Here is a 24,159-nt window from a genome sequence, read left to right as displayed (position 1 = left end):
TTAAATCCAGTGGGTGAGTTGCGCCAATAGGCCGCAACTGAGCCAGCTCAAAGCCAATAAAGCCAGAGGTTTCACTGCGCGGTGCAGGCACCACGCCACAATCAGTAGCAGCAATAACACACAGATGCCGCCCCAAATCGGCGGCAATGCGCCGATGATGGCGCTACTGCTCGTACCGATGACGAGCCACGGTAGCGCACTGCAAGCGTATTGTTGCGCGCGGCTGGGCTCAGTTGCTGGAGCGAGATCGGGCAGGTTGACCAGCAACGGCGCTAAAAATTGGTGTGGCGCTTGAATCAACCCTTTGATTAAAGTGCTCGATACCGCCGGCGTGACGCCCGCGGTGATGAGTAGGCCTTGCAAACCTAAGCTGTCTTCCGCGCCGAGTGCTTCGCTGCTTGGCGCGGGTGCTGGGCTGCGAAAAATGCGAATGATTTGCCAAGTTGCGCCGCCGATGGCCAAGCACCACGCGGCCAATTGCTGGCTGGCAGGGAGCCGATTAAAGCCGATGAGCAGGGCCAATACCCCGCCAATAATTAAGATCGCGTCATTGGTTTTATGTTGCAGCAAGCGCCAAAAAGCATCGCTGGCGGCTTGGTAGAGCGCCAAGCCTGTTAGACCGAATCTTTGCAGTATGGCTTGGCAGGCATTAATGCCAAAAACCTGTAGGGCAATACCTAAGATTTTTTCTTTATTGCTGGCTGCATCGTGCGGGTAATTTTGCGCGATTTCTAACCAATACCATTGCCGCGCCGAGCCCGATTCTAAATCTGAAATCCGCCGCATTAAACCGCCTTGCTCTATTGTGGTGAGCGGGGGGATTTTCATAATGGAATCGGCCAAGCGTAATCGAGTACTAAGGCGGCAAAAATCAGCGCACCGATGCGATTATTGGCTAAAAAAGCCGCAAAGCAGGCGTCGCGCTGTCGACCACGAATCCGCCGATATTGATCAATAACGGCCAGCATCACCACGGCTAAACCGGCAAAATAAATCACCCCACGGCCAGTGGCATAGCCAATACCCAGCATGCACAGAATAAATGCGCCAAAGCACAGCATCACCGCGGCCACGTCAAAGCGGCCAAAGGTAATGGCCGAGGTTTTGATGCCGATTTTGAGATCATCCGGCTTATCGACCATGGCGTATTCGGTATCGTAAGCCACAGTCCAAAGTAGATTGGCGGCGACCAGCGCCCAAGCGATCAAGGGCACGCTGCCCGTTTGCGCGGCAAACGCCATTGGAATGCCAAAACTAAACGCAATGCCTAAATACGCTTGCGGTATGGCTAAAAAGCGCTTGGTAAAGGGGTAAGATCCGGCCAAAAAAACCGCTGGAATAGTGAGTAATAAAGCCAAGTGGTTCAGCGGCAGTGCCACCAATAAGGCCAGTAAAGCCAGGCCAGCGGCAAAATACAGCGCGGCTTTGGGCTTGATTTCTCCAGTGGCTAAAGGCCGATTTTGGGTGCGTTCAACATGGCCATCAAAATCACGATCAGCCCAATCATTCATCACGCAGCCACTAGAGCGCATTAGCCAAGTGCCAAGGCAAAAAATCAATAATAAAGACCAATCGGGCCGACCTTGCGCGGCGATCCATAAGCCCCAAAGTGTAGGCCAGAGCAGTAATAAAGTGCCGATGGGCTTATCCATACGGGCTAAACGAATATACGCCGACCAGCGCTGCGGTTTGAAATAGGGCGTTGGCATTAAATGGGTTCGCAAGGTGAAGGCAAAAGAAAATCGCTTAAAAAAACTTCGGTGACCAATAGCTGCGCCGCGCCAGAATAAAACACCGAGCGCCGCGCCCATAAAGTTGCGGCTTGCCCGCCGACGGCGGCTTGGGCTTTTTGCCATAAAGGATGGCGCGGGCTGAGCTGACACCACGCCAGGGCCGAGCGACGAATGCACGGATCGGCAAACAATAGCGCGCCTAAAGGGCGGCTGCCGGAGCGCTCAAATAAATGCAAGCCCGCGTGCAAATTGTCGCGGCAGGTAATGCTGTGAGCGAACACCAAGGGGCGGTCTTGGCTGCAGAGCAAGACTTCGCGCGTCGCGACGTGGCTAGCGCGCGGTAGCTGCAAAATTTGCGTTTCATCTGGGTGAGGGCGGCGAAAACCTTGTTGTAAAACGCGCACGTTTAATTGCGGAAAATGCGCGATTAAGCGTTGAGTTAATGAGCCACGTTCGCTCAACCAAGGTCGCAACGACCACGGCGCTAAGGCCAAGGGCGTGTGCCAAAAAGCGGTATGCGGCATAGGGTTGGGGTTTGTTCATCGAATCTGGGCGATTATGCCACAAAAGCCCAGTGCGCTTGCCGCGCCGGCATCGCGTTTGCGGCTAAAGCGCTGTTTTTTAGCTTGGTTTTTGCTGATGAATATTGTCAGTAATATTGAGTTACCCTATGATGTTGCGATGCAAAATTCAAAACAAGCTTTCAAAATCGGCGTGCTCGATACCTTGCCTTTGCAAATGGGCGTGGCCCCGTTTGGCCTGATTTTTGGTACCTTGGCGGGGCCAGCGGGTTTATCGCCATGGGCAACCATGGCGATGTCGGTATTGGTTTACGCCGGATCTAGCCAGTTTTTAGCGCTGAGCTTACTGGCTGTCGGCGCAGCGCTGCCGGTGATTATTTTTACCACGCTGATTATCAATTTGCGCCATGCGCTGTATAGCGCCACCTTGCAACTGCCATTTGCCCATCTGCCATTTTGGCGGCGCGCGGGCTTGGCTTTTTTCTTAACTGACGAAACTTTTGCCGTGGTGCAAAGCGCGGCCAGCCGCAAAATGCTGCCACTGGATTCGGTGATGTTGGGCTCAGGTTTGGTCAATTTCAGCACGTGGGTTGTATTTACCGGTATCGGCATTGTGTTGGGCAACAACATTGCGCAGTTGCAATATTGGGGGCTTGAGTTTGCGATGGTGGCGACCTTTACCGGCATTGTGGTGCCAATGCTGGTGTCGCGCGCACAAGTGCTGTGCGCGGTAGTGGCTGGGACTACGGCGCTATTGGCGCATGGTTTGCCGTATAAATTAGGCCTGCTATTGGCAGTATTGCTTGGGGTATGGGCGGCAATGCGATTTAAGGAAAAGGCTTGATGGATATACTTACTACAATCGGTTTGCTGCTTGGCATGGCCTTGGTCACTTATGGTTTGCGGGTGTCTTTTTTTCTACCCGGTGTGGGCGAGCGCTTTCCGCCGGTGCTACGCCAAGCGGCAAGCTATGTGCCGGTGGCGGTATTAACGGCGATTATTACCCCAGAAATTTTTATGCCCCAAGGACATTGGCAAGCATTCAGCCCGCAATTGGGCGGATGTATTGCCACCGGTTTGATCGTGTGGCGCAGCAAAAAACTCATGTTGGGGATTGTGCTGGGTATGGCCGTGTATTACGCCTTGCGTTTACTTTAGCGTTGGCGTTTGCGGATAGCGTTAAGTCGCAGCTCGATGCGCGCGCCATTAAGCCTTAATCTGAAAAATTGCAGTCATCGTCTTTATAAATCAGCTGGTACTTGCGGCAGCATGGCGCCGCTGGTCAAAATGCCCCACGCTATCCAGCCGGCGATCAGCACATAAATGAGGCGCGGCAGCCATGCCGCCAATTGCGTGGCGCTGTGGGCTAGATCGGCACTCTGTTGATTGGCAACGCGTTGCAGCATGTCGGGCAGTGTGCCGCTGGCTTCGCCTGTTTCTACCATCGCGACCAACCGTGGATCGGCCAACCATGGCACGGCGCTGAAAGCCGCGGTGAGCGTTTGGCCGCGCTTTAATTGCCGTAATAATGGCTGAGTTTGCTGTTGCAAATACGCGCAGTTCAACGTCGATTGTGCAATGGGAATGGCTTCAAACATCGACACGCCAGCGTGCAGCAGTAGCGCCAAACTGGCGATAAAATCATGTTGCTTGCTGCGTAAATACCAAGCGCCCAATAGCGGTGTTTGCAGCAGGGCTTTTACCAGCGTTGCTGAGGTATTGCACTCAAACGATTGCAGTACCAATCTTCCAAGCCGATACATCAAGTAAATCAAGAGCAGCGGCGTAATAACCCCCAGAGCATAGCCGGATAAACTGAGCGACCCCATTATCAATGCGGGTAGTGGATTAATCAGTAGCGCCAGCAATAGGGTGAGGGCGGGCATCGCTAATTTGGCGCGAACTTGTTGGGTTAAACGGGCGATGAGTGCCGATTGCTCGGCTAGACGGCTATAGAGCAGGGCAGGGCTGCCGGCATGGCAAGACGCCGCGATGAGTGCCGCGTCCAGTGGATTAAATAGTCCTGCCTGCACGCCCGCTTGGGCAATGGTTTTGCCACGCGCCAAGGCTTTACGCATCGCGGCTAACTGCGGCAGATAGCGCGGCGCTAGATTTAGGCTGGTTAAAGCATGCTCCGTCGGTAAGCCGGCGCGCTCGAGCACGGCCAATTGGCTGAATAAATCAGCCCGAACTGCATGCGGTAGTGGCGAAAATGAGCTCATAGGCTGAAGTATTGCTGATTGAGCTTAAAAATGCGACTGTGATGCCTGTCAGGTAGTTGACAATCAGACTGGCTTGAGTTGCAATAGACGCTCTTGAACGACAAGAGAGGCGCCTTGCCCAGGTCGTACTACCGCAGAGATCAAGCTCTGTGTGCGCTAGCGCAGTTGGCTTACCCCAATTGAACCACGCTGCACCATCGGTGGTATTAGGGGGAGCAAGGCCGAAGTGATTGGGGCCTTGAATCTCCAATTGCTGGTTACAGCGGCTGAATCCTCTGAACTGTCAGTAATCATCGATTACTGGAGTGCTCTTGGTGATGATTTCATTGTCAGCTGGCGTGTTGCCAGCGCATCATTGCCGCACTTTTCCTCTCTCCAAGCGTCTTTTATTGGAGATCACCATGACTATTACCCAGACCCCACTTTGGACCGCACTGATTACGCCGATGCAAGCCGACGGCTGCGTTGATTTTGCGGCGTTAACGCGCTTATTGCACGAGCAAGCTGCAGTCGGCAATGGTATTACTTTGCTCGGTTCAACCGGCGAAGGCGCGAATCTGAGCTTGGCCGAGCGCCAAGCGATTATCGAGCATGCCTGTCGTTTGCAACTGAATGCGCCGCTGATGGTGGGCGTGGGTGGTTTGGATTTGGCGAGTCAATTAGATTGGTTGGCTTTTTGCGAAACGCAGCCGGTGTCAGCGTATTTATTGGTCACGCCAATTTATGCCAAGCCCGGCGCGCAAGGTCAGCAGCGCTGGTTTAAAGCCTTGCTCGATGCGGTGAGCAAACCGTGCATGTTGTATAACATTCCATCGCGCTCGGGCGTGGCTTTGGCCGAAGCGGCGATTGCTGCTTTAATTGGCCATCCGAATTTTTGGGCGGTGAAAGAGTCTGGCGGCAATCCACTGCGCTTTGCTGAGCTTAAATCGGCGTTTCCGCAAATTGCTTGGTACTCGGGTGACGATGTGTGGTTTGCCGAGCATGCCTTATTGGGCGCGGCCGGTTTAGTCTCGGTGGCGAGTAATGTTTGGCCGCAGCAGGTGGCCGATATTGTGGCTAAAGGCTTGGCAGGCGAAGCCATTGGTGCGGTATTGCGCGAGACGGCAGAGAGCTTATTTGTCGCGCCAAGCCCGATTCCGACTAAGGCGTTAATGCATTATCAGCAGCGCATTGCCAGTAATGTATTGCGTTTGCCATTGTGCGCTGAGGATTTAGCCTCGCTTGCGCCGTTATTGGCGGCGGATTTGCAATGGGCGGCGGCTTAAACGCGAACGATGAATCGTGACAGACAAAGATAGAACCAAAAAAAACCGCCATGATGGCGGTTTTTTTTGATGCTAACGATGAACTTAGACCGCAGACTCATCCAACTCGGGCAGGGCCACTTGGTTGTCGGTGCTAAATTGATAGTCTTTAAACACGTGCTCAGCAGTGAGCAATTGATAGCGGCCGTCAGCCAATTGATTACTGGTGTCTTTGAGGCGGTAAGTGTAGTGGCCGCAAGTCCAGCAATCAAAATTACGCATGTGCGTGCATAAGCAAGTTTTTTCATAAACGTGAATTTCAGAAATCTTTTTCGCGTTTGGATTTTCTTCGATGACTTTGTTATACGCCTGAATGTAAGAGCAGCTGCCGTTGGCATCGAGCAAGTAACCATACGCTTCACAATTGGGGCGAATGCCAGAACCAATGGCGGGGGTGTTTTTCAACATCCGCATTGGGTAGCCTGTTGGTGAAATCTGATTCACTTCGATCAGATCTTCGTCGGCTTTAAAGTATTCTTGTTTGACATTGTCCGGCAGACCGCATTCTTTGGTCACGGTAAAGCGGGTGGCCACTTGTACGCCGCCCGCGCCCATTTCTAAGAATTTCACCGCATCAGAACCCGTGAAAATACCACCGGCTGGCAGCACCGGCATATTCTCGTAGCCTTCTTTTTGCACCCAAGCGAGCACGTCGGCCACGATGTCTTCTAGCTTAAAGTCAGCCCAATCCATGCCAAAGCCTAAATGGCCGCCAGCTAATGGGCCTTCAACCACGACAAAATCAGGTAGGCGACCGGTACGGGCTGATTTTTTGATAAACAGCTGCAGTGCCCGCACCGATGAAACAATAATCCCGAGCTTGGCAGTATGAAAACGCGGATGGTTTTCAATCAGCGCAAAAGAGCCCAAATGCAAACCGGCGGCTAAGGTGATGCCGTCGATGCCGGCGTCGAGCGCGGCATTCATACGCACGCGTAAAGTTTCTTTTGGGCCGTTCATCGTCAACTTTTCCATACAGTTGATGAAGATCATGCCATTGCCTTGCTTACGCGCCATGGTGGCTTCAACGTGTAAACGGGTGGCGTTGGCCAGCTGTTCCAAATCGAATTGCACCACGGCTTTGTCGCTATTGGCGACATTAAACTTGTATTGCTTGAGTTTGTCTTTGACGTATTTTGTGTTGTAGCGACGATCGGTGACGGTATTAATCATCGCGTCGGAGATATGCCCGATGCCGCCAAGACGGCAAGCTTCTAGTGCTAAGTCGGCAGTGGAGATATCCACACCCATGCCACCGATCATAATCGGCACATATTCTTCTTTACCAAATTTCAGACGAAAATCATCAACACGCTTCATTAGATCGTTCCATTCTTAAGCTGGTTTTAAGGCCAGCTCAATGATGAGTAAAATTTTTCAATGGCGAATGATAACGTGTAAAAGGGGTTTTTGGCTTGTGTCAATGATGACAATACGCAAGAATTTGCCAAAGTGCGCATGCTGCGTCGCGAGTTTCTTTCAATAATTACAGTTATCTACGATATATTTTTTCGCAAACTGTCAGTTTGTGTTGGCTTTACGCGGTGAATCCAAAATCAAATTTAAATCCATTAGAATGCACTCTTGGATAAAAAAGGAGCTGCTATGACGCAGTTGCACTGGTTTTCACAACTAGCAGACGAGCTCGCCGAGCGAAAATCAGCGCATTTATATCGATCGCGCCGGGTGCTGACTTCGCCGCAAGGCGCGCATGTCACGGTGGCAGATCGGCTGTTGTGCAATTTTTGTAGCAATGATTATTTAGGCTTGGCCAACCACCCGCAATTGATCGCCGCCGCCCAAGCGGGCGCTGCGCGTTGGGGCGTCGGTAGTGGCGCTTCGCATTTGGTCGCCGGGCATTTTGCCGTTGAGCAGCAGCTTGAAGAGCGCTTGGCGGCGTGGGCGAATAAACCGGCGGCGATCACCTTGTCGACTGGTTATATGGCCAATTTGGCGGTGATTACCGGTTTGATGTCGCGTGGCGATGCGATTTTTGCCGATAAGCTCAATCATGCCTCGCTCAATGATGCGATGGTGTTGTCGCGCGCCGACGTAAAGCGCTTCGCGCATGGTGATCTGAGCGCTTTAGCGCGGCAACTAGCCGCATCGAAAGCTGCACGCAAAATGATTGTGGTTGACGCGGTATTTAGCATGGATGGCGATATTGCGCCGCTGGCCGAAATGCTGAAATTGGCCGATCAATACGACGCGCTGCTGTATGTGGATGACGCGCATGGCTTTGGCGTATTAGGGCATGGGCGCGGTACTTTGGCCGAGCTGGGTTTATCGTCGCCACGGATTATTTATATGGCGACGTTGGGTAAGGCGGCTGGTGTTGCCGGGGCGTATATTGCTGCAGAGCAGGTAGTGATTGACTATCTGGTCAATACCGCCAAGCCGTATATCTATACCACGGCTGCGCCGCCATTAATTGCTGCGGCGATGCATGCCAGCTTGGATTTGATTGCGCACGATGTGGCGCGGCGTGAGCGTTTGCAGCAGCATATTGTGTATTTCCGCCAGCGCTTGGCGAGTGCTTGCACTTTATTGCCATCCAGCACGGCGATTCAGCCGATTATTTTGCCCAGTAGTGAAATTTCAGTGCAAGTTTCGGCGGCTTTATTTGCTGCTGGATTTTGGGTGGCGGCGATTCGCCCACCAACGGTGGCCACGCCGCGTTTGCGGGTGGTGCTCAGTGCTGCGCATACGCACGAAGAAGTCGCGGCCTTATGTGAGCAGTTATTGCTGATTTTGGCGGCGTTGCCTGCGGCCGATTTAACGCCTGCGACCGATTCCGATGGTATCGATTTAAGCGAAATAGATTAAGGATTAAGGCGTTTTTATGCTCAAACTCAATCTCATCGGCCCTGGCCGCTTGGGGCAATCGATGGCGCGTTTGGCGCAATTGTCGGGGCAATATCAGATTGCTGGTGTATTAGCGCGAACGCCAGCGGCGCACAAGGCGCTGGATTTTATCGGCGCAGGGCAGGCGGTAACCACGCTATCGGCGTTGCCCGCCGCCGATTTATGGTTGCTTGCGGTGCCCGATTCGGCGATTGCTGCGGTGGCGAGTGCGCTGGCTCAGGCTGGGGTGATTGCTGCGGGTAATGTGGTGTTTCATGCCAGCGGCGCTTTAGACGCGCAATTGCTAGCGCCACTTCGCGCGCAAGGCGCGGCGCTGGCAAGCGTGCATCCAGCGTTTTCTTTTGCCGATCCAGCGCGAGCAGTAGCGAGCTTTGCCGGCACGCTGTGCGCGATTGAAGGTGATGCGCTCGCGTGTGAGCGCTTGCAAGCGTGGGTGAGTGCTGTGGGCGGGGTGCCTTTTGCTTTACAAGCTGGCGGTAAAACGGCGTATCACGCCGCACTCACCATGGCGGCTAATTATTTGGTGACTTTGGCCGAGGTGTCGCTGCAAACGGCCAATCAAGCGGGTGTCGCGCCAGAGATGGCGCAGCGCTTGGTGTTGGGGCTGATGCAGCAAACCTTAAATAATATCGTCGCCATCGGCCCTGCTGCAGCACTGACTGGGCCGATTGTGCGCGGCGATGCGGCGACCGTGGCGCAGCACTTGGCGGTTTTACCGCACCAGTACCGATCCTTGTATCAAGTTTTGGGGCAACACACGCTCTGCCTAGCCGGTGAGCGCTTAAACCCGCAGCAGCGGCAAGCGTTGGCGCAATATTTACATGAGTCATGATGTGTTGGGTGGGTATATGATTGCAGGCTATGAAATTAAAGCGCTGCATCTAGATACCCATTTGGCATGAGTTTTGTTCAGGTTTGATGTTGATCGCTTATATCACCAGTGCTTGAGCTGATCGACCTCGACGGGGGAAGGTTGGGATGGGGGTGTTGAGCTGCACGTTGGCGTATCACCCTACGCCTCTCCCATCGAGGGAATGCCGCGAAGTTTTAATCACGATCAACACGTAATCTGAACATCGCCTTGGTATGGTGGGCTATATGTCAGCCCTAAATCGATTGACTGGGAATAATGGAATGTGGATTGAAACGCGGGGCCAAGGGCCTGATGTGGTGTTGTTGCATGGTTGGGCAATGAATAGCACGGTATGGAATTCGATTGCTGATGCTTTGGCGCAAGATTATTGCGTGCATTTAGTCGATTTGCCCGGCCATGGTGCGTCGCCAGCGAATGGGGCATTAAGTTTGCCAGCGATGGTGGCGGCTGTGGATGCGGCGTTTCCTTGGCCGGTGCAAGTGATTGGCTGGTCTTTGGGCGGCGCAGTGGCGGCCGCGTGGGCGATCAGTCAGCCGAAAAAAGTGAAGTCCTTGAGCCTTATCGCATCCAGTCCGTGCTTTATGCAGCAAACCGATTGGGCCAGCGCAATGCCAGCCACGGTATTGGCGCAGTTTGCCGAGCAGTTGCAACAAGATTGGCAAGGTACACTCAAGCGTTTTATTAGCTTACAAGCAATGGGAGACGCCAGCGCCCGCGCGGTGACTAAGGAATTACTCGCTGATTTATTCAAGCACGGTGAGCCCAGTTTAACCGCGTTGAGTGAGGGCTTAGCCATTTTGCGCGATACGGATTTACGCGCGCAGATCAGCCAAATTGATTGCCCAGTGCAGCTGCAATATGGTGATCGAGATACCTTAACTCCCGTCGCCGTCGCCCATTGGCTGGCTAGTCAATTGAATGATGTGACGTTAACAATTCATCAAGGCGCAGCACATGCGCCGTTTTTATCGCATCGAGCGGAGTTTTTAACTGCGCAAAAGGCTTTTTTAGCGGCGAATTAATCGTGCGGTTGGAATGACGATGAGGAATAAAAAAAGCCTCGATTTCTTGCTTAAGAAATCGAGGCTTTTTTGCATGGGGTGATTATTTTTGTGTCGCGAGGATTTTTTCGATGGCGTCTTTTGGAATCGCGCCCGAAACGATTTGGCCGTCAGCAAAAATTAGCGCTGGCGTGCCGTTAATGCCGAGTGATTCGCCGAGTTTGACACTGCGCGCGATGGGGTTGTCACACTTGGTTTTACCGCCGGTTGGCAAGTTACCGTTGTGCATGAATTCGCGCCAAGCTTTTTGTGGGTTTTCGCTGCACCAGATGAGCTCCGATTTGCGCGCTGCATCTGGATGCAAGCCAGCCAGTGGCATCAAGAAAGTGTAAATCGTGATGTTTTCAATGCCGGCTAAACTGTCTGTTTCAAGGCGTTTGCAAAATGGGCAATCGGGGTCAGAGAACACCACTAATTTACGGCTACCATTGCCACGGACTTCTTTGATGGCATCCGCCAGTGGTAATTTGCTGAAGTCGGCTTTATTGAGTTCAGCCATGCGCGCTTCAGTCAGGCTTTTTTTGGTCGCAACATTGACCATATCGCCAACGACAACAAATTCACCTTTGGCGTCGGAATACACAATCTGGCGCTTATTTAAGACCACTTCATACAGGCCTTTAATTGGCGTTTCGCTGACCGAATCAACCGGTTGACCAATTTTTTTGGCCAAATTGGCTTTTAATTCTTTCGGTGGCGCGTCCGCTTGGGCGCTGCATGCGGTGAGTGCGATCATGCCTGCGGCAATCAGAGTACGGCTTAGGTGTTTCATGAGTCATCCTTCAGTCAGGTGAGTTGCTGCAAAGCAGCGATCAGCAGTGTTTATGAATCCATGGCGTGGCGAATTAATTGTCGTTTGAGCCATGGTAAAGCATTGGTAAAGCCCAGCCCAAAATTACGTAAACGCATTAAAACGGGATGGTGATTATTAAAGAGCTGCTGCAATCCATCACAAACGGTTTGCATTAATCGTACCGGCTCGCGGCGGGCGCGCTCATAGCGCCTTAGGACTAAATAATCGCCGATTCGTTCCGGGTGTGTTGTTGTTAATAAGTCAGCCAGTTCGGCGACATCACCAAAACCTAAATTAACGCCTTGCCCGGCTAAAGGGTGCACCGTATGTGCCGCATCGCCAACCAAAGCTAAACGCGGTTTGACGCAGTGCGTAATCTGATTGAGTTTTAGCTCAAACGCAGCGGGTGGGGTAATTAAAGTCAGCTCGCCCAGTGAGGCATTGCCCGCTTGAGCCACTTTGGCCGCCAGTTGGCTGGGGCTTAAATTGAGTAATTCATTTTTAAGCTCGGTATCACACGACCAAACCATCGACATCTGTTGCTGGGCGAGCGGCAGCCACGCCAAAATTCCGTCGGTTTTAAACCATTGTTGTGCGCAGCCGTAGTGGGGTTTTTCAATGGCAAAATTGGCAACAACGCCAAATTGCGCATAGGGTTTGCTGCTGGCTTGGATGCCCGCTTGCCCGCGTACCCAAGATTGCGCGCCATCTGCGCCAACGACTAAACGCGCGCGGAGTTGGCGCTGGTCGGCCAAGGTGAGCGTGGCGGCATCCAGATCGATTGATAGCGATTGCGCGCTGGCTGGCGTGATGATGTCAACATGGCTGCAGTCAGCTAGCGCCAACCACAGCGCGCGTTGTAATTCGCGGTTTTCAACGATAAAGGCCAGCTCGTCAACGCCGCTTTCTAGGGCGTTAAATTCCAATACGGCATCGACGGCGTCACCGCGGATTTTCATGGCGCAAATCGGTGATAAACGTTCTGGGCGAATGCGCTGCCAAGCCCCAATCTGCGTGAGGAGCTGACGACTCGCACGGCTAATGGCATAGACTCTTTGATCCCATGTGGAGAGGTCAAAATCTAGGCAAGGCGCACGGCCTTCGAGCAAGATCACCGAGAGCGAGGTTTTTTTGAGTGCCAGCGCCAAAGCGGCACCGACTAAACCACCACCCACGATAATGATATCGGCATCGAAATTTTTCATGCGCATGAGTTTAACATTGTGAATGATTCGTGCAAGGTGATTTCTTGGGTTAGTCAGCACTCGATTGCCTAAGCTAGATGGATGCTAAGTCGCTATTTACTGTTTATTTTCGGCTGGGTGCTTGGGATCATTGCATTACAGCAGCAAGCTGCTTTACCTGCTCTGGGCTGGGCGTTGGCGATTGCTTTGCTGGCGCTGGGCTTACTTTTTTATTTGAATCGACGCAATCAACAGACGGCTTGGCAATGGCTGGTGCTGCTGGTTTTGGCCTTGAGTTTGGGTTTTGCTTGGGCTAATTGGCGGGCACAACTGCGGATGGCGCAGCGCATTCCGGCCGATTTAGTCGGTCAAACGCTGTGGATGTCGGGTTTTATTGCTGATTTACCGCAAGATTCGCGCTACGGGCCGCGCTTTATTTTTACGCCCGATGCTGATCCCAAGCGAGCGTGGCAGGTTGATAAAATTCAGGTCAACGCCAAAGGCGGGCCTTTTGGCGCTGGTGAGCGTTGGCGCTTGCAGCTCAAACTCAAGCCAGTTCATGGCGTCGTCAATTCAGCGGGCTTTGATTTAGAAGCGTGGTTTTTACAGCAAAATATTGCCGCGATTGCCAGCATGAAGTCGGCCGAACGTTTAGCTGGCTTTTCGGCTCAAGCGGCAGTGCTGCGAGTTCGCGCCGCGCTGCGCGAACGCATTGAGCACGCTTTACAGGATGCACCGTACCAAGGCGTGATTATTGCGCTCACGATAGGCGATCAAGCCGCGATTCCCAAGCCACAGTGGCAACGATTTGCGCTGACGGGCATTACGCATTTAATCAGTATTTCGGGGCTACACATTACGATGCTGGCGGCGATGGGCATGGCGCTGGTGCTGTATGGCTGGCGGCGCAGTGCGTATTTAACGCAAAGGCTGGCCGCGCAGCGGGCGGCTTTAATTGCCGGCGTGTTGATCGCCTTGCTGTATAGCGTGTTGGCGGGAATGAGTGTGCCAACGCAGCGCACCGTATTAATGTTGTTGGTCGGCGCCGTGTGCTTGTGGCGAGCCAGGCCGATGGCGATCAGCGCGATTTGGGCCAGTGCTTTGGCGGTGGTGTTGCTGTTTGATCCTTTTGCCGTGCTCTCGGTGGGTTTTTGGCTGTCGTTTTTGGCGGTGGCGTATTTGATTTGGGTGGGGGCCAATCGCATTGGTCGGCTACCGGCGTGGCGTTTGTGGTTGAGCACGCAGTGGGCGGCGACGTTGGCGTCGTTACCGATTTTGGTGCTGGTGTTTGGGCAGGTGCCTTTGATGTCGCCGCTGGCCAATGCTTTGGCGATTCCTTTGGTCAGTGTCTTGATTACGCCTTTGGCTTTATTGGGTTTACTCGACCCAACGGGAACGCTGTTGCGCTGGGCTGAGGGCTTGTTTGCAATCTTAGATCGCGGATTGCAATGGATCTTGACTTGGCCGTGGCCGGCGCTAGAGATCAGCTCTCCCCCTATAGGTATATTGCCAGTGGCCATGTTGGGTGTGGCTTTGCTGCTATTACCCCGAGGTATTCCGGCGCGCTGGCTGGGCTGGGTGATGCTTTTGCCCTTGTTTTTTATGCCGCAGCCCAAGCTGGACGACGGGCAGTTTAAATTACAGGTGCTCGACGTGGAGCAAGGCTTGAGTGTGTTGGTGCAAACGCAGCAGCACGCTTTGCTATTTGATACCGGGCGCGAGGCCAACGCCGAGCGCGTGATTTTGCCGGTGTTGCGTCAGGCGGGCATCACGCAGCTGGATACTTTATTGCTATCGCATAACGACAACGATCATATTGGCGGCGCGCCGATTTTGCTGGGGCAGGGCGATCGTTTGGCTTTTCCAATTGCTTTGATTTTGCATAGTCTGCCAGACAATCAGCCGATCTTAAGTAGTAAAGTCGCCCAGCAGCGCTGCCAAACCGGGCAGCGTTGGCACTGGGATGGGGTTGATTTTGAGGTCTTGTGGTTGCACCCCAACTATGCCGCTAACAATGACAATGCGCGCGGCTGTGTATTGCGGATTTATAATCGCTGGCATAGTGCTTTGATTCCCGCTGATATTAGTCGTCTTGAAGAAGGGGAGTTGCTGGCGGCGGGTTTAGCGAGCACCGAGATTGTGATTGCGCCGCATCACGGCAGTAAAAGCGCTTCATCGGATGCGTTTATTCAAGCCTTGCAACCACAATACGCGGTGTTTTCTGCTGGATTTATGAATCAATTTCGCCATCCGCATCCCGAGGTGTTGGCGCGCTATGCCGCCGCAGGGGCAAGCATATTGCGGACCGATCAGTCTGGATCATTACAATTTACTGTCGGCGAACTGATTAAGCTACAAGAGCAACGCGCCATCGCGCCGCGATATTGGTACACTGCGACTTATTCTGATCCAAAAACGGCTGTTGGAATTTCGCCATGACGATGCTGCTTTCTGCTTTATACCGCTACCCCCTTAAATCATGCCGTGCTCAAGCGCTGAGCCAAAGCCAGCTCGACGTGCGTGGCTTGCCACAAGATCGAGAATGGATGATAGCCAATTCGGCGGGCGTGCAAATCACTGCGCGCACCGAGCCACGGATTTTATTGATTTGTGCTGAGGTCACGCCCGATGGCCTGTGGCTCAAAGCGCCGGGCATGGCCGATTTATTTGTCGCGCTGGCGCAGTTTAATGAACTGCATCAGGCTGATGTTTGGGAAACCGAATTTTTAGCGCGGCGTGGCGCTCTCGATGCCGATGCGTGGTTGTCAGCGTATTTAAATCAAAGCGTACATCTGATGTGGCTCGGTTTAGAGCCGCACCGACGCTTAAAAAATCATCCGGATGTGGCCATTAGTTTTGTCGATACCTATCCCTTATTAATTATTGGTGAAGGCTCTTTGCAAGCGCTCAATGCGCGCGTTGGCCGTGAGTTATCGATGCTGCGTTTTCGGCCTAATTTGGTCATCGCCAATAGCGCGCCATTTGCTGAGGATACTTGGCAGCGGATTCGGATTGGCGAGGTAGAGATTGAGCTAGCTAAACCGTGTGAGCGCTGCTTGATGACGACGCTGGACCCAGAGACGGCCGAGCGCACCAAAGATTCAGAACCGCTTCGTAGTTTGGCTAAGTTTAGAAAAATCGGCGCTGCGGTGGTGTTTGGCCAGAATGCACGGGTGGTGCAAAGCGGCGCATTACAACTGGGTTTGCCGGTTGAAGTGCTGAGTTACAAGGCTTAAGTCATTAAGCTAAAGCTTGCTTGTATTGTTATCACGCCTTGCTATCAAACGATGATACCCGCATGAAACCATCGCGGTTGCCGGCAAAATAATAGGGAACTTCGTCATGATTGAACGTCGATCACTACATATCGCGCTACAGGTGGCGATTGTTACTGTCTCGTCATTTTATTTGGGCGTGCATTTTACGCAGTTTTTTCAGGGTGAGTCGGCCGGAATTGGTGGCTTGTGGGCGGCAATTTCATCGATTGTGGTGTTGCAGGCGACGCAAAAAGCCACGATTAAATCGGCGTGGATGCGCACTTTAGGCACCTTGATTGGGGCCAGCATGAGTGCGCTGTATTTTCAGTTTTTCCCGTTTAGTTGGTTAGGTATGGGCGCGACGATTTTTGCCACGGTTTTATTGTGTGAAATGCTGCATATTCCCGATAACGCCCGTTTGGCATCGATTACCGTGTGCATCACCATGGTGATGGCCAGTATGCATCCATCGCTCAATCCCTATTTAAATTCAATCTTGCGGTTTAGCGAATCGATGATTGGCATTGCTTTATCGATGGCGGCGATTGTGTTGTGGCCAACGGATGCAGATGCTAAAAGTGAAAAATAAACGCCGGCGCTAAGCGATCCATCAATGCGTGCTTTGCTCAGGCTAAGCGGGCGTTGCTCGATTTAAAAAACACAGCAAGTACCTCGATAGAGTGAGATAAACGCAGTGTTTTACACCTGTTGCGGATATTGCTTACGAGGTGGTTTGTGGGTGTTGGTTCTGATATAAGTCAATTAATTACACCGGCATTCGGAGTAGGCTAAATGCATTGTAGTTCTACTGCGAATCGAGGTATTGATCATGACAACGACTGCTTTTTTTATCCCGAGTGTGAATTTAATGGGTGCTGGTTGCTTACGCGATGCGGCGAAAACAATTCAAAGTTATGGCTTTAAAAAAGCGCTGATTGTGACGGATTTACCGCTAGTTCAAATCGGTGTGGTTAAGACAGTGACTGATTTATTAGACCAAGAAGGCGTTGCCAGCGTGGTGTTTGATGGCGTTCACCCTAATCCAACTACGGCCAATGTGGCGACTGGTTTGGCCATGCTGCAAGCCAATGGCTGTGACTGCGTGATTTCAGTTGGTGGTGGTTCACCGCACGATTGTGCCAAAGGGATTGCACTGGTTGCGGTCAATGGCGGTGAGATTAAAGATTACGAAGGGCTAGATCGCTCGGCAAAACCCCAATTGCCTTTAATTGCGATTAACACCACAGCCGGTACCGCCAGTGAAATGACGCGGTTTTGCATTATTACCGACGAAGCGCGACATGTAAAAATGGCCATTGTGGATAAGCACACTACGCCGATTTTGTCGGTGAATGATCCTGAGTTGATGCTACTGAAGCCCGCAGGTTTAACCGCCGCCACGGGGATGGATGCCTTAACGCACGCGGTAGAAGCGTATGTATCGACCGCTGCCACACCGATTACTGATGCCTGTGCGCTCAAAGCCGTTGAGATCGTCAGCCTATCATTGCGTCAAGCGGTGCACCATGGCGATGATATTGCGGCGCGTGAACAAATGGCGTATGCCCAATTTTTGGCGGGGATGGCATTTAATAATGCGTCGCTGGGTTATGTGCATGCAATGGCGCATCAATTGGGTGGTTTTTATGATTTGCCGCATGGTGTTTGTAATGCCATCTTGTTGCCACATGTGCAAGCGTATAACAAGCCAGTGTGTGCCAAACGTTTGGGCGATGTGGCACGGGCGATGGGTGAGAAGGTGGATGGCTTAAGTGACGACGCTGCCGCTGAGGTTTGCTTGGCGGCGATTCGCAAACTGTCGGTTGATGTGGGTATTCCAACGGGCGTCGCGCAATTGGGGGCCAAGCTTGAAGACATTCCAACATTGGCGACCAATGCATTAAAAGACGCGTGTGGTTTGACCAATCCAAAACAACCTACATTTGAAGAAGTTTGCGAAATTTATCGCGCAGCGATGTAACACCTAGGAAGGCCGTAAAAAACGCCAGATTGCTGTGGCGTTTCCAAGGAAGGACATAAAAAAACGCCACATCGTTGTGGCGTTTTTTTTGCGCTGAAAATTTAACTTTTAAATATTTGGCGATTTTTTTGCGCGAAGTAATACGCAATCTAAACCCCAGCGCCGCGTCGGTATCGCGACTAAAACCAGCAGCATTAAGCCCCATTCCAAATGGTCTTGCAGTGCCGATGGCATCGTTTTGAGCACATGAAAATACGCCACCACCGCCATACCATTGACGAGCAATAAGCCCAGTGCCGACCAGCGAGTGAATAAACCGATGAGTAAAGTGATCGGCAAAATCAGCTCAGCAGCCGTGCCAAATATGGCGGCCAGAGTGGGGGACAATAGCGGCACATGATATTCATCGGTAAATAAAAATAGCGTGGTATTCCAGTCTTGAATTTTAGTTAAACCAGAAAAAAAGAACACTTTACACAGATATAACCGCAGTAAAAAATCGGCAACTGGGGCTAAGGCGTCGAGTATTTTGGCTTGAATCAGCGCAGGGATGCATTTTTGTCGCATTTTGCTTCACCTTGGTCAATGGATTGTACTGTAGTCGGTGAACTGCTGAATTTCTTACTTGGATGGCTGTATTTGGCGGGAACGGGGAATAATTAAGTGAGTTTTTTATCAAAATAAAAAAAGCCACCGCGAACGGTGGCTTTTGCAGTATTACGAGCAATTAAGCGCGTTTTTTGAATTCGTTAGTGCGCGTGTCGATCTCGATTTTGTCGCCGATTTCGATAAAGGCCGCCACTGGCAATTCAAAGTCAGTGCCTTTGAGTTTTGCTGGCTTCATGACTTTACCTGATGTATCGCCACGAACTGCTGGCTCGGTGTATTCCACTTCGCGAACAACCACGGTTGGCAATTCAACAGAGATGGCTTTGCCTTCGTAGAAAGTCACTTGGCATTGGTCTTCCATGCCGTCAACGATCAAGCCACGGGTGTCGCCAAGATTGTCGGCTTCAACGTCGTGTTGGTTAAATTCTGCGTCCATGAAAATAAACATTGGATCAGCAAAATAAGAATACGTGCAGTCCAGTTTTTCTAAAGTCACAACGTCGAGTTTGTCATCGGCGCGGTAGACGACTTCAGAGCCTTGGTTTGATAACAAACCTTTGGCTTTAACTTTAACAACCGATGAGTTACGGCCTGATTTGCTGTATTCAGTTTTTTGCACAACCCAAGGTTGACCATCAACTAAAATCACATTACCAGCGCGAACTTCTTGAGCAGTTTTGATTGCCATTTTTTTACATACCTAAAAGCAGATTAAATAGAACGGGTTTTAAGAGTGCGGCGATTTTGTCGGTGTGAACCAGAGCATCCGTTGATGCTTGGCTTTGCTACGGCCAAAAACATCAATCGAGCCACGTACTTTTAAAACACGCTCGACACAATCGACTATTTTAACTTGGATTGGGTGAACTTGACCAGATTAGTCGCAAGATCTCCTTGTTCGGCGAGTCGAAAAGCCCAGTTTTTGGCGTGTTTTTGCAAGATGGCCCGTTGTTGGCAATAGGCTGACCAACAGGCAGCAACGTCGCCACCTTGGTTCCAGCACTGATAAAACGCGGTTAATGCTGCGGCACTCTGAGTCGGTAAGTCGGCGGTATACAGCGCCAAAAAAGCGGCCAGTTTGTCTAAATGTGTATTTTCACTTTGCGGATAAATTTGCCATACCATCGGGATGCCCGCCCATTGGGCGCGAACAAAGCTATCTTCGCCGCGAACAAAATTTAAATCGCAGCTCCATAAGAGTCGGTCGTAATCGTCTTGGCTGAGCATGGGTAATATGGCCAGATGGCACGCACCGTATTGATAAACTTGCCCGACGTATAGCGCTGGCTGATTCAGTAGCTGTGCGATCTGTGGCAATACCTTGCCGGTTGGAATAAACAAATGAATCGGGTTTGGGCTGTCTTTTAGCGCGCTGAGCCAGTCGATAAGGGCTGGGTTTTCGTAGGCAAATAAAGAAATAAAGCGGGTGTCGGCACTTTCGGCGGGCAAAAGCGGTGCCAATTGACGGCGCTTTTGCTGACTATCGCTATCACGCCATTGTGCACGCCGAGTGAGCAGGGCACGCTCGGCGAGCAGTCCACCGGTGTTCTGGCTAAAGCCGGGAAAGAAAAAGTATTTATTTAAACCCATTTGCGGTGATGGCAGACCGTGGCAGCCGGCCACCCAATCTTCGGCGCTTAAGTATTCTAAATTCAGCCAAATTGGCTTCGTTGGCCATTGCTGCATTTGCGCGAGGTAAGCGCTGGGTAAATCGCAGCCAAAGGCTTCGATGACCACGTCGCTAGCCGGTGGGGTATCGCGCCATTGCGTGGGCCAATGTTTAATGGTCACCGCATCGAGCGTTTGCTGTGCTAAATCGGGCTCAATTTCTGGGCGAATTTGGGCAAAGCTCGCCAGATCGTCGACCCATAAAGTAACGGTAAGGTGATGCTCGTTGGCCAGTTGCCGAGCTAGACGCCAACACACGCCAATATCACCAAAATTGTCGACCACGCGACAAAAAATGCTCCAAGTTGGCATGGGTTTTCCTTGTGATCGATGGGTTTTGATGCAGAGCATCGCTTGCGCAGGGTTTAAAACAAACAAGGCCTCGTAGGAGAAATACAGCTCACTTAACGACAAACCCTGAAAACCTGACGCAGAGGCGCAGAGACGCGGAGGAAATTCAGGGTTTTGCAATTGATTTTCTCTGCGCCTTTGCGTCAAAAGTAACAGGAAAAAAATGCCGCTCACTTGGCTTAAGTGAACGGCATTAGCCTCGTAGGAGGCCTTGTTTTTAAATTGCCGCCGGGATTTATTCGGCCTCTGCGTTGGCCGGTGTGGCCCATGGCAGCGGCACTTTAATGCCGTTGAGAATAAAGGCCCCTTTATTCAGTGAAGCGGTGGCGGCCAGTAATTGGCCATCGACGCGAATCAGGTTTTGTTCGGCCAGCTTATTGATTTGTCCTTCAACAAATTGCCCCGCCAGAAAATCCAAATCGGCCATATTTACTTGGCTATCTGCGCCGCCAAAGACATTGCGTGCTTGCCATAGTGCCATGGTTTCAACGACTTTACGCGGCACAGAAAAATCGGCTTTGGCGTTGATTTTATTGACCAAGTCGACTGGTTTGTCTAGGTCGGCAGCGACAAAGCCATTCAGACCGACTTCACCAGTAAAGCGCAGCGCGCCATCGGGGAGTTTGACTTCGAATTTTTTAATCGCCAATTGCGGATTGTTTTGCAATAAAGGCAGACCTTGGGTTTTCGCCAGATTAGTCAGCGCGGCCGTGAGTTGGTCACGATCGAGATTTTGTTTTTGCAATAAGGTGAGCTCGTCACCAATTTTAGCCAAAGTTTTGCCGTGCAAATGGTTGGCCTCGGCGATCAATACCGCAGGGCCGTAGGGCTGCTGATCCAGCGTTAAGGTTTTGAGGTCGATCTTGGCGCTGGCATTGATAAATTCACCGGCTTCTTTGATGTCACCGGCGTAAGTCAATTGATCGAGCTTGAGCTTAAACGGCGTGCCTTCGGTGAGGTTTAGATCCAGTTGGCCGATTTGGGCGGTGGTGCTGCCAATCATTAAACCGCTGGTGCCACGCACTTGTTGCAGCTTGAAGCGAAAGTCTTTCAGGGCAAACTGGCCTTTGTTTTTAGCCTCGCCTTTCAGTCCTGGCGCATTGGCAATCAGCGTGACACGGTTAAAGTCACCACCGTAATCGAGGCTGGCCGTCAGGCCTTCCCAGTGCGCTTTAATGCCAGAAAGGGCTTCTTCGTATTCAAACGCGGGAATGGATAAATTCACAATCCCATCGTCGTTAAAGCTGATGCGATTTTCGATTTTAATCGGCTGTTGTTCGCCAAAAAATTTGCTTAAAAATTTCTGGGTATCGGGCGCAAACACAAATTGTGTGCTCACAGCGGCCTTATACGGCATGAAATTAAATTGGCTAAGTAAAGGCAGTGGGCCATGCTGGATGTGATTGGTATACGTCACCGCAAAGGTTTGCAGTGGTTCGCCTTCTTTTTCCAGCATAAAACGATACAGTTCAGGGCGCACTTGCAAGGTGGTGGTTTCAGTCGAGCTAAACCAACCGCGCTGATAGCTGTGCGATTTCACAATAAAATACGGTAAGTTAGCCAGCCAAGCATGTTGCTTTTGCATGGTCTGTTCTACGGCTTGGCCAGCGTAATAGCTACCCCCGACGTAGGCGATGGCAAGCGCGGCGAAGGTGAGGCTACTGGCCAAAACAACTTTACGTTTCACTGTGAGTTCCTTAAATACGGTAAAAAGAGTCGGGCAGAGCTGCCCGAACTCTATGCTGCAACAGACTTAAATACGACGGGCAAGTTCCTCAGCCGTACCCAGATAGGTGGCTGGCGTCAGCACTTTAAGGCGATCTTTGGCGTCTTGTGGGATCGCTAGACCGTCAATAAACACCGCCAGCGCTTCTTTGGTAATGCCCGTTTTGCCACGCGTTAACTCTTTGAGTTGCTCGTATGGATTAGGCACTCCGTAGCGGCGCATCACGGTTTGGATTGGCTCGGCCAATACTTCCCAGTTGTTGTTTAAATCAAAAGCCATCGCATCGCGATTGGCCATTAATTTATTCAAGCCTTTGAGTGCCGCGACGTAGCCTAGCAAAGTGTAACCCATACCTACGCCCATATTACGCAATACGGTCGAATCAGTCAGGTCACGCTGCCAGCGTGAAACCGGTAATTTTTGGCTTAAATGGAACAACACCGCGTTGGCCATCCCGAGGTTACCTTCGGAGTTTTCAAAGTCGATTGGATTAACTTTGTGCGGCATGGTCGAAGAACCGACTTCGTTCTTGTTAACGCGTTGCTTAAAGAAGCCCAGAGAAATATAACCCCAGATGTCGCGGTTCATATCGACCAAGATGGTGTTGACACGGGCGAAATCATCAAACAACTCGCTCATATAATCGTGCGGCTCGATTTGAATGGTGTAGGGATTAAAGTTAATCCCTAGGCTTTGGACAAAGCGGCAGCAAAAGCCTTCCCAATCAAAATCTGGGTAAGCCGACAAGTGTGCATTGTAGTTGCCGACAGCGCCGTTGAGCTTACCGAGTAATTCAACCTCGCTAATGCGCGACAATTGGCGCTCTAAACGAAACGCTACGTTGGCCATTTCTTTACCCATCGTCGTCGGCGTTGCCGGTTGACCGTGGGTGCGGCTCATCATTGGTGCATCAGCGAGCTCGTGAGCTAATTCTTTAAGCTTGGTGATGATTTCTGACAATTTAGGCAGCATCACGCTTTCACGTGCGCCTTTGAGCATCAAGGCGTGCGATAGATTGTTGATGTCTTCTGAAGTGCAGGCAAAGTGAATAAATTCACTGGCCGCCGAGACTTCGGCGTTGCCCGATAGGCGCTCTTTTAACCAGTATTCAACCGCTTTAACGTCGTGGTTGGTGGTGCGCTCGATCGTTTTGACTTCGAGTGCGTGTTCGGTATTGAATTGACTGACGACTGCGTCCAGTTCAGCAATGGTGGCCGCAGAAAAAGGCTTGATATCTTCAAGCGCAGCGTCGCTGGCGAGGGCTTTGAGCCAAGCCACTTCAACCGTGACGCGGTTTTTGATCAATGCGTATTCGCTAAAATGAGCGCGTAAATCGGTCAATTGTTTTTCGTAGCGACCATCAAGTGGTGAAAGTGCGGTGAGTGCTGAAAGTTCCATTATGCCAACCCGTCCGTAGGTCTTGGTCTATCAAAGCGCCGATTCTAACACAGTGGCTTGATTCGCTCACAGCCGTGCGGTGCGCAGCGACAGCTATTTTGTGGGTGGTTTGCACAGCAAATAATGGATTCGTGACAGGGTGAACATTCGCATGAATAATGCGTTTGTCTTACAGATTTAATGCTTTGTTGAAATAATCTGGATTTGTTTGTAAGTCTTTGTTGTGTGACGCGCTGGCCGTTCGAGCTGGCCGTGATAAAACCTATGGAGAGAGTCAATGTCGAGCTATACCCATTTAAGCCCCGAATGGCAGCAATGGATTGTTGAGAATCTGGCGCGCGGTTGTCAGGCCCAAACCTTGGTGCAGACGATGATTGCCAAAGGCTTTGATGCCATGTTTGCCAATGCCATGGTGTTTCATTTTTCGTCTAATCTGGCGCAAACGCCGCCAGACGCCGCAGTCCCTACGCGCCAATTGCCTTAATTTATGGCCATGTTCAGATTACGTGTTGATCGTTTTTTAAGTGCCTGCGGCACCCTTGCTTTACAGTCGCAATCCGCGACGGGGACTTACTTTCTTTGCGTCGCCAAAGAAAGTAAGCAAAGAAAGGC

At 51.6% G+C, this 24,159-nt stretch carries 23 protein-coding genes and 1 riboswitch; of the genes, 11 read left to right on the top strand and 12 right to left on the bottom strand.

Features of this window, described 5'->3' with window-relative positions; genetic code table 11:
- Genes Q0V82_RS01385 through Q0V82_RS01375 form a run of 3 tightly spaced genes read right to left on the bottom strand, consistent with a single transcriptional unit; the run spans window position 1 to window position 2,257 of the window.
- Window positions 1–828, bottom strand: coding sequence for a hypothetical protein (locus tag Q0V82_RS01385; RefSeq protein ID WP_297572078.1), 828 nt, complete (start codon window positions 826–828; stop codon window positions 1–3).
- The gene (ubiA, locus tag Q0V82_RS01380; RefSeq protein WP_297572076.1) at window positions 825–1,709 is read right to left on the bottom strand and encodes a 4-hydroxybenzoate octaprenyltransferase; all 885 of its coding nucleotides are present in this window, start codon (window positions 1,707–1,709) and stop codon (window positions 825–827) included. The genes Q0V82_RS01385 and ubiA overlap by 4 nt, the downstream gene beginning before the upstream one ends.
- Window positions 1,709–2,257, bottom strand: a complete 549-nt coding sequence (locus Q0V82_RS01375) for a chorismate lyase (RefSeq protein ID WP_297572075.1) — start codon at window positions 2,255–2,257, stop codon at window positions 1,709–1,711. Before Q0V82_RS01375 ends, ubiA begins: the two co-directional genes overlap by 1 nt.
- A 115-nt stretch (window positions 2,258–2,372) precedes the next feature.
- On the opposite strand from Q0V82_RS01375, the gene Q0V82_RS01370 reads away from it, so the two are divergent.
- Both Q0V82_RS01370 and Q0V82_RS01365 read left to right on the top strand, forming a co-directional pair.
- Window positions 2,373–3,098, top strand: a complete 726-nt coding sequence (locus tag Q0V82_RS01370; protein WP_297572073.1) for an AzlC family ABC transporter permease — start codon at window positions 2,373–2,375, stop codon at window positions 3,096–3,098.
- Window positions 3,098–3,412: an AzlD domain-containing protein gene (locus Q0V82_RS01365; RefSeq protein ID WP_297572072.1), complete on the top strand. Its 315-nt coding sequence runs from the start codon at window positions 3,098–3,100 to the stop codon at window positions 3,410–3,412. The genes Q0V82_RS01370 and Q0V82_RS01365 overlap by 1 nt, the downstream gene beginning before the upstream one ends.
- An 83-nt stretch (window positions 3,413–3,495) precedes the next feature.
- On the opposite strand, the gene Q0V82_RS01360 is transcribed toward Q0V82_RS01365, so the two are convergent.
- Window positions 3,496–4,476, bottom strand: coding sequence for a type II secretion system F family protein (locus Q0V82_RS01360; protein ID WP_297572071.1), 981 nt, complete (start codon window positions 4,474–4,476; stop codon window positions 3,496–3,498).
- A gap of 96 nt (window positions 4,477–4,572) precedes the next feature.
- A riboswitch (Lysine riboswitch) is annotated at window positions 4,573–4,795 on the top strand.
- 82 nt (window positions 4,796–4,877) lie between these two features.
- On the opposite strand from Q0V82_RS01360, the gene dapA reads away from it, so the two are divergent.
- Window positions 4,878–5,741, top strand: coding sequence for a 4-hydroxy-tetrahydrodipicolinate synthase (dapA, locus tag Q0V82_RS01355; protein ID WP_297572069.1), 864 nt, complete (start codon window positions 4,878–4,880; stop codon window positions 5,739–5,741).
- 84 nt (window positions 5,742–5,825) lie between these two features.
- Here the strand turns inward: dapA and Q0V82_RS01350 are convergent, their stop codons facing one another.
- Window positions 5,826–7,100 carry a nitronate monooxygenase gene (locus Q0V82_RS01350; RefSeq protein ID WP_297572068.1) on the bottom strand — a complete coding sequence of 425 codons (1,275 nt, stop codon included), beginning with the start codon at window positions 7,098–7,100 and terminating at the stop codon, window positions 5,826–5,828.
- Window positions 7,101–7,385: 285 nt separating this feature from the next.
- Between Q0V82_RS01350 and bioF the strand changes: the two genes are divergently transcribed.
- The 3 genes from bioF (at window position 7,386) to bioH (ending at window position 10,541) form a co-directional block, all read left to right on the top strand.
- Window positions 7,386–8,606: an 8-amino-7-oxononanoate synthase gene (gene bioF / locus Q0V82_RS01345; protein ID WP_297572066.1), complete on the top strand. Its 1,221-nt coding sequence runs from the start codon at window positions 7,386–7,388 to the stop codon at window positions 8,604–8,606.
- A 16-nt stretch (window positions 8,607–8,622) separates the two neighbouring features.
- Entirely contained in the window at window positions 8,623–9,477 is an 855-nt protein-coding gene (locus Q0V82_RS01340) for a Rossmann-like and DUF2520 domain-containing protein (RefSeq protein WP_297572064.1), read from the top strand.
- A 266-nt stretch (window positions 9,478–9,743) separates the two neighbouring features.
- A complete protein-coding gene (gene bioH, locus Q0V82_RS01335; RefSeq protein WP_297572062.1) occupies window positions 9,744–10,541 on the top strand; it encodes a pimeloyl-ACP methyl ester esterase BioH in 798 nt (265 codons plus the stop codon).
- An 82-nt stretch (window positions 10,542–10,623) separates the two neighbouring features.
- Here bioH and Q0V82_RS01330 read toward each other — a convergent pair whose 3' ends face one another.
- Entirely contained in the window at window positions 10,624–11,352 is a 729-nt protein-coding gene (locus Q0V82_RS01330; RefSeq protein WP_297572060.1) for a DsbC family protein, read from the bottom strand.
- A gap of 50 nt (window positions 11,353–11,402) precedes the next feature.
- Complete coding sequence (locus tag Q0V82_RS01325) at window positions 11,403–12,584, bottom strand: UbiH/UbiF family hydroxylase (protein ID WP_297572058.1); 1,182 nt, start codon at window positions 12,582–12,584, stop codon at window positions 11,403–11,405.
- 75 nt (window positions 12,585–12,659) lie between these two features.
- Here Q0V82_RS01325 and Q0V82_RS01320 point away from each other — a divergent pair, with 75 nt between their 5' ends.
- The 4 genes from Q0V82_RS01320 (at window position 12,660) to yiaY (ending at window position 17,795) form a co-directional block, all read left to right on the top strand.
- Window positions 12,660–14,996 carry a DNA internalization-related competence protein ComEC/Rec2 gene (locus Q0V82_RS01320; RefSeq protein ID WP_297572056.1) on the top strand — a complete coding sequence of 779 codons (2,337 nt, stop codon included), beginning with the start codon at window positions 12,660–12,662 and terminating at the stop codon, window positions 14,994–14,996.
- Entirely contained in the window at window positions 14,993–15,793 is an 801-nt protein-coding gene (locus Q0V82_RS01315; protein ID WP_297572055.1) for an MOSC domain-containing protein, read from the top strand. Before Q0V82_RS01320 ends, Q0V82_RS01315 begins: the two co-directional genes overlap by 4 nt.
- 106 nt (window positions 15,794–15,899) lie before the next feature.
- Entirely contained in the window at window positions 15,900–16,403 is a 504-nt protein-coding gene (locus tag Q0V82_RS01310) for an aromatic acid exporter family protein (RefSeq protein WP_297572053.1), read from the top strand.
- 240 nt (window positions 16,404–16,643) lie between these two features.
- Complete coding sequence (gene yiaY / locus Q0V82_RS01305; protein WP_297572051.1) at window positions 16,644–17,795, top strand: L-threonine dehydrogenase; 1,152 nt, start codon at window positions 16,644–16,646, stop codon at window positions 17,793–17,795.
- Between the two features lie 108 nt (window positions 17,796–17,903).
- Here the strand turns inward: yiaY and Q0V82_RS01300 are convergent, their stop codons facing one another.
- The 5 genes from Q0V82_RS01300 to purB all read right to left on the bottom strand — a co-directional run bounded on the left by Q0V82_RS01300 (window position 17,904) and on the right by purB (window position 23,547).
- Complete coding sequence (locus Q0V82_RS01300; RefSeq protein ID WP_297572050.1) at window positions 17,904–18,362, bottom strand: DoxX family protein; 459 nt, start codon at window positions 18,360–18,362, stop codon at window positions 17,904–17,906.
- A 160-nt stretch (window positions 18,363–18,522) separates the two neighbouring features.
- Entirely contained in the window at window positions 18,523–19,086 is a 564-nt protein-coding gene (locus Q0V82_RS01295; protein ID WP_297572163.1) for an elongation factor P, read from the bottom strand.
- 161 nt (window positions 19,087–19,247) lie between these two features.
- Window positions 19,248–20,384, bottom strand: coding sequence for an elongation factor P maturation arginine rhamnosyltransferase EarP (gene earP, locus Q0V82_RS01290; RefSeq protein WP_297572048.1), 1,137 nt, complete (start codon window positions 20,382–20,384; stop codon window positions 19,248–19,250).
- A gap of 274 nt (window positions 20,385–20,658) precedes the next feature.
- Complete coding sequence (locus Q0V82_RS01285) at window positions 20,659–22,110, bottom strand: YdgA family protein (RefSeq protein ID WP_297572046.1); 1,452 nt, start codon at window positions 22,108–22,110, stop codon at window positions 20,659–20,661.
- Window positions 22,111–22,176: 66 nt separating this feature from the next.
- On the bottom strand, window positions 22,177–23,547 hold the full coding sequence (purB, locus tag Q0V82_RS01280) for an adenylosuccinate lyase (protein WP_297572044.1): 1,371 nt from the start codon (window positions 23,545–23,547) through the stop codon (window positions 22,177–22,179).
- A gap of 277 nt (window positions 23,548–23,824) precedes the next feature.
- Here purB and Q0V82_RS01275 point away from each other — a divergent pair, with 277 nt between their 5' ends.
- Window positions 23,825–24,031, top strand: coding sequence for a hypothetical protein (locus Q0V82_RS01275; protein ID WP_226763615.1), 207 nt, complete (start codon window positions 23,825–23,827; stop codon window positions 24,029–24,031).
- Window positions 24,032–24,159: the final 128 nt, after the last annotated feature.

Source organism: uncultured Deefgea sp. (assembly GCF_947072475.1).
Classification (GTDB): domain Bacteria; phylum Pseudomonadota; class Gammaproteobacteria; order Burkholderiales; family Chitinibacteraceae; genus Deefgea.
Note: the sequence above shows the minus strand (reverse complement) of the source record. Positions and strands in the feature narration are given on the sequence as shown.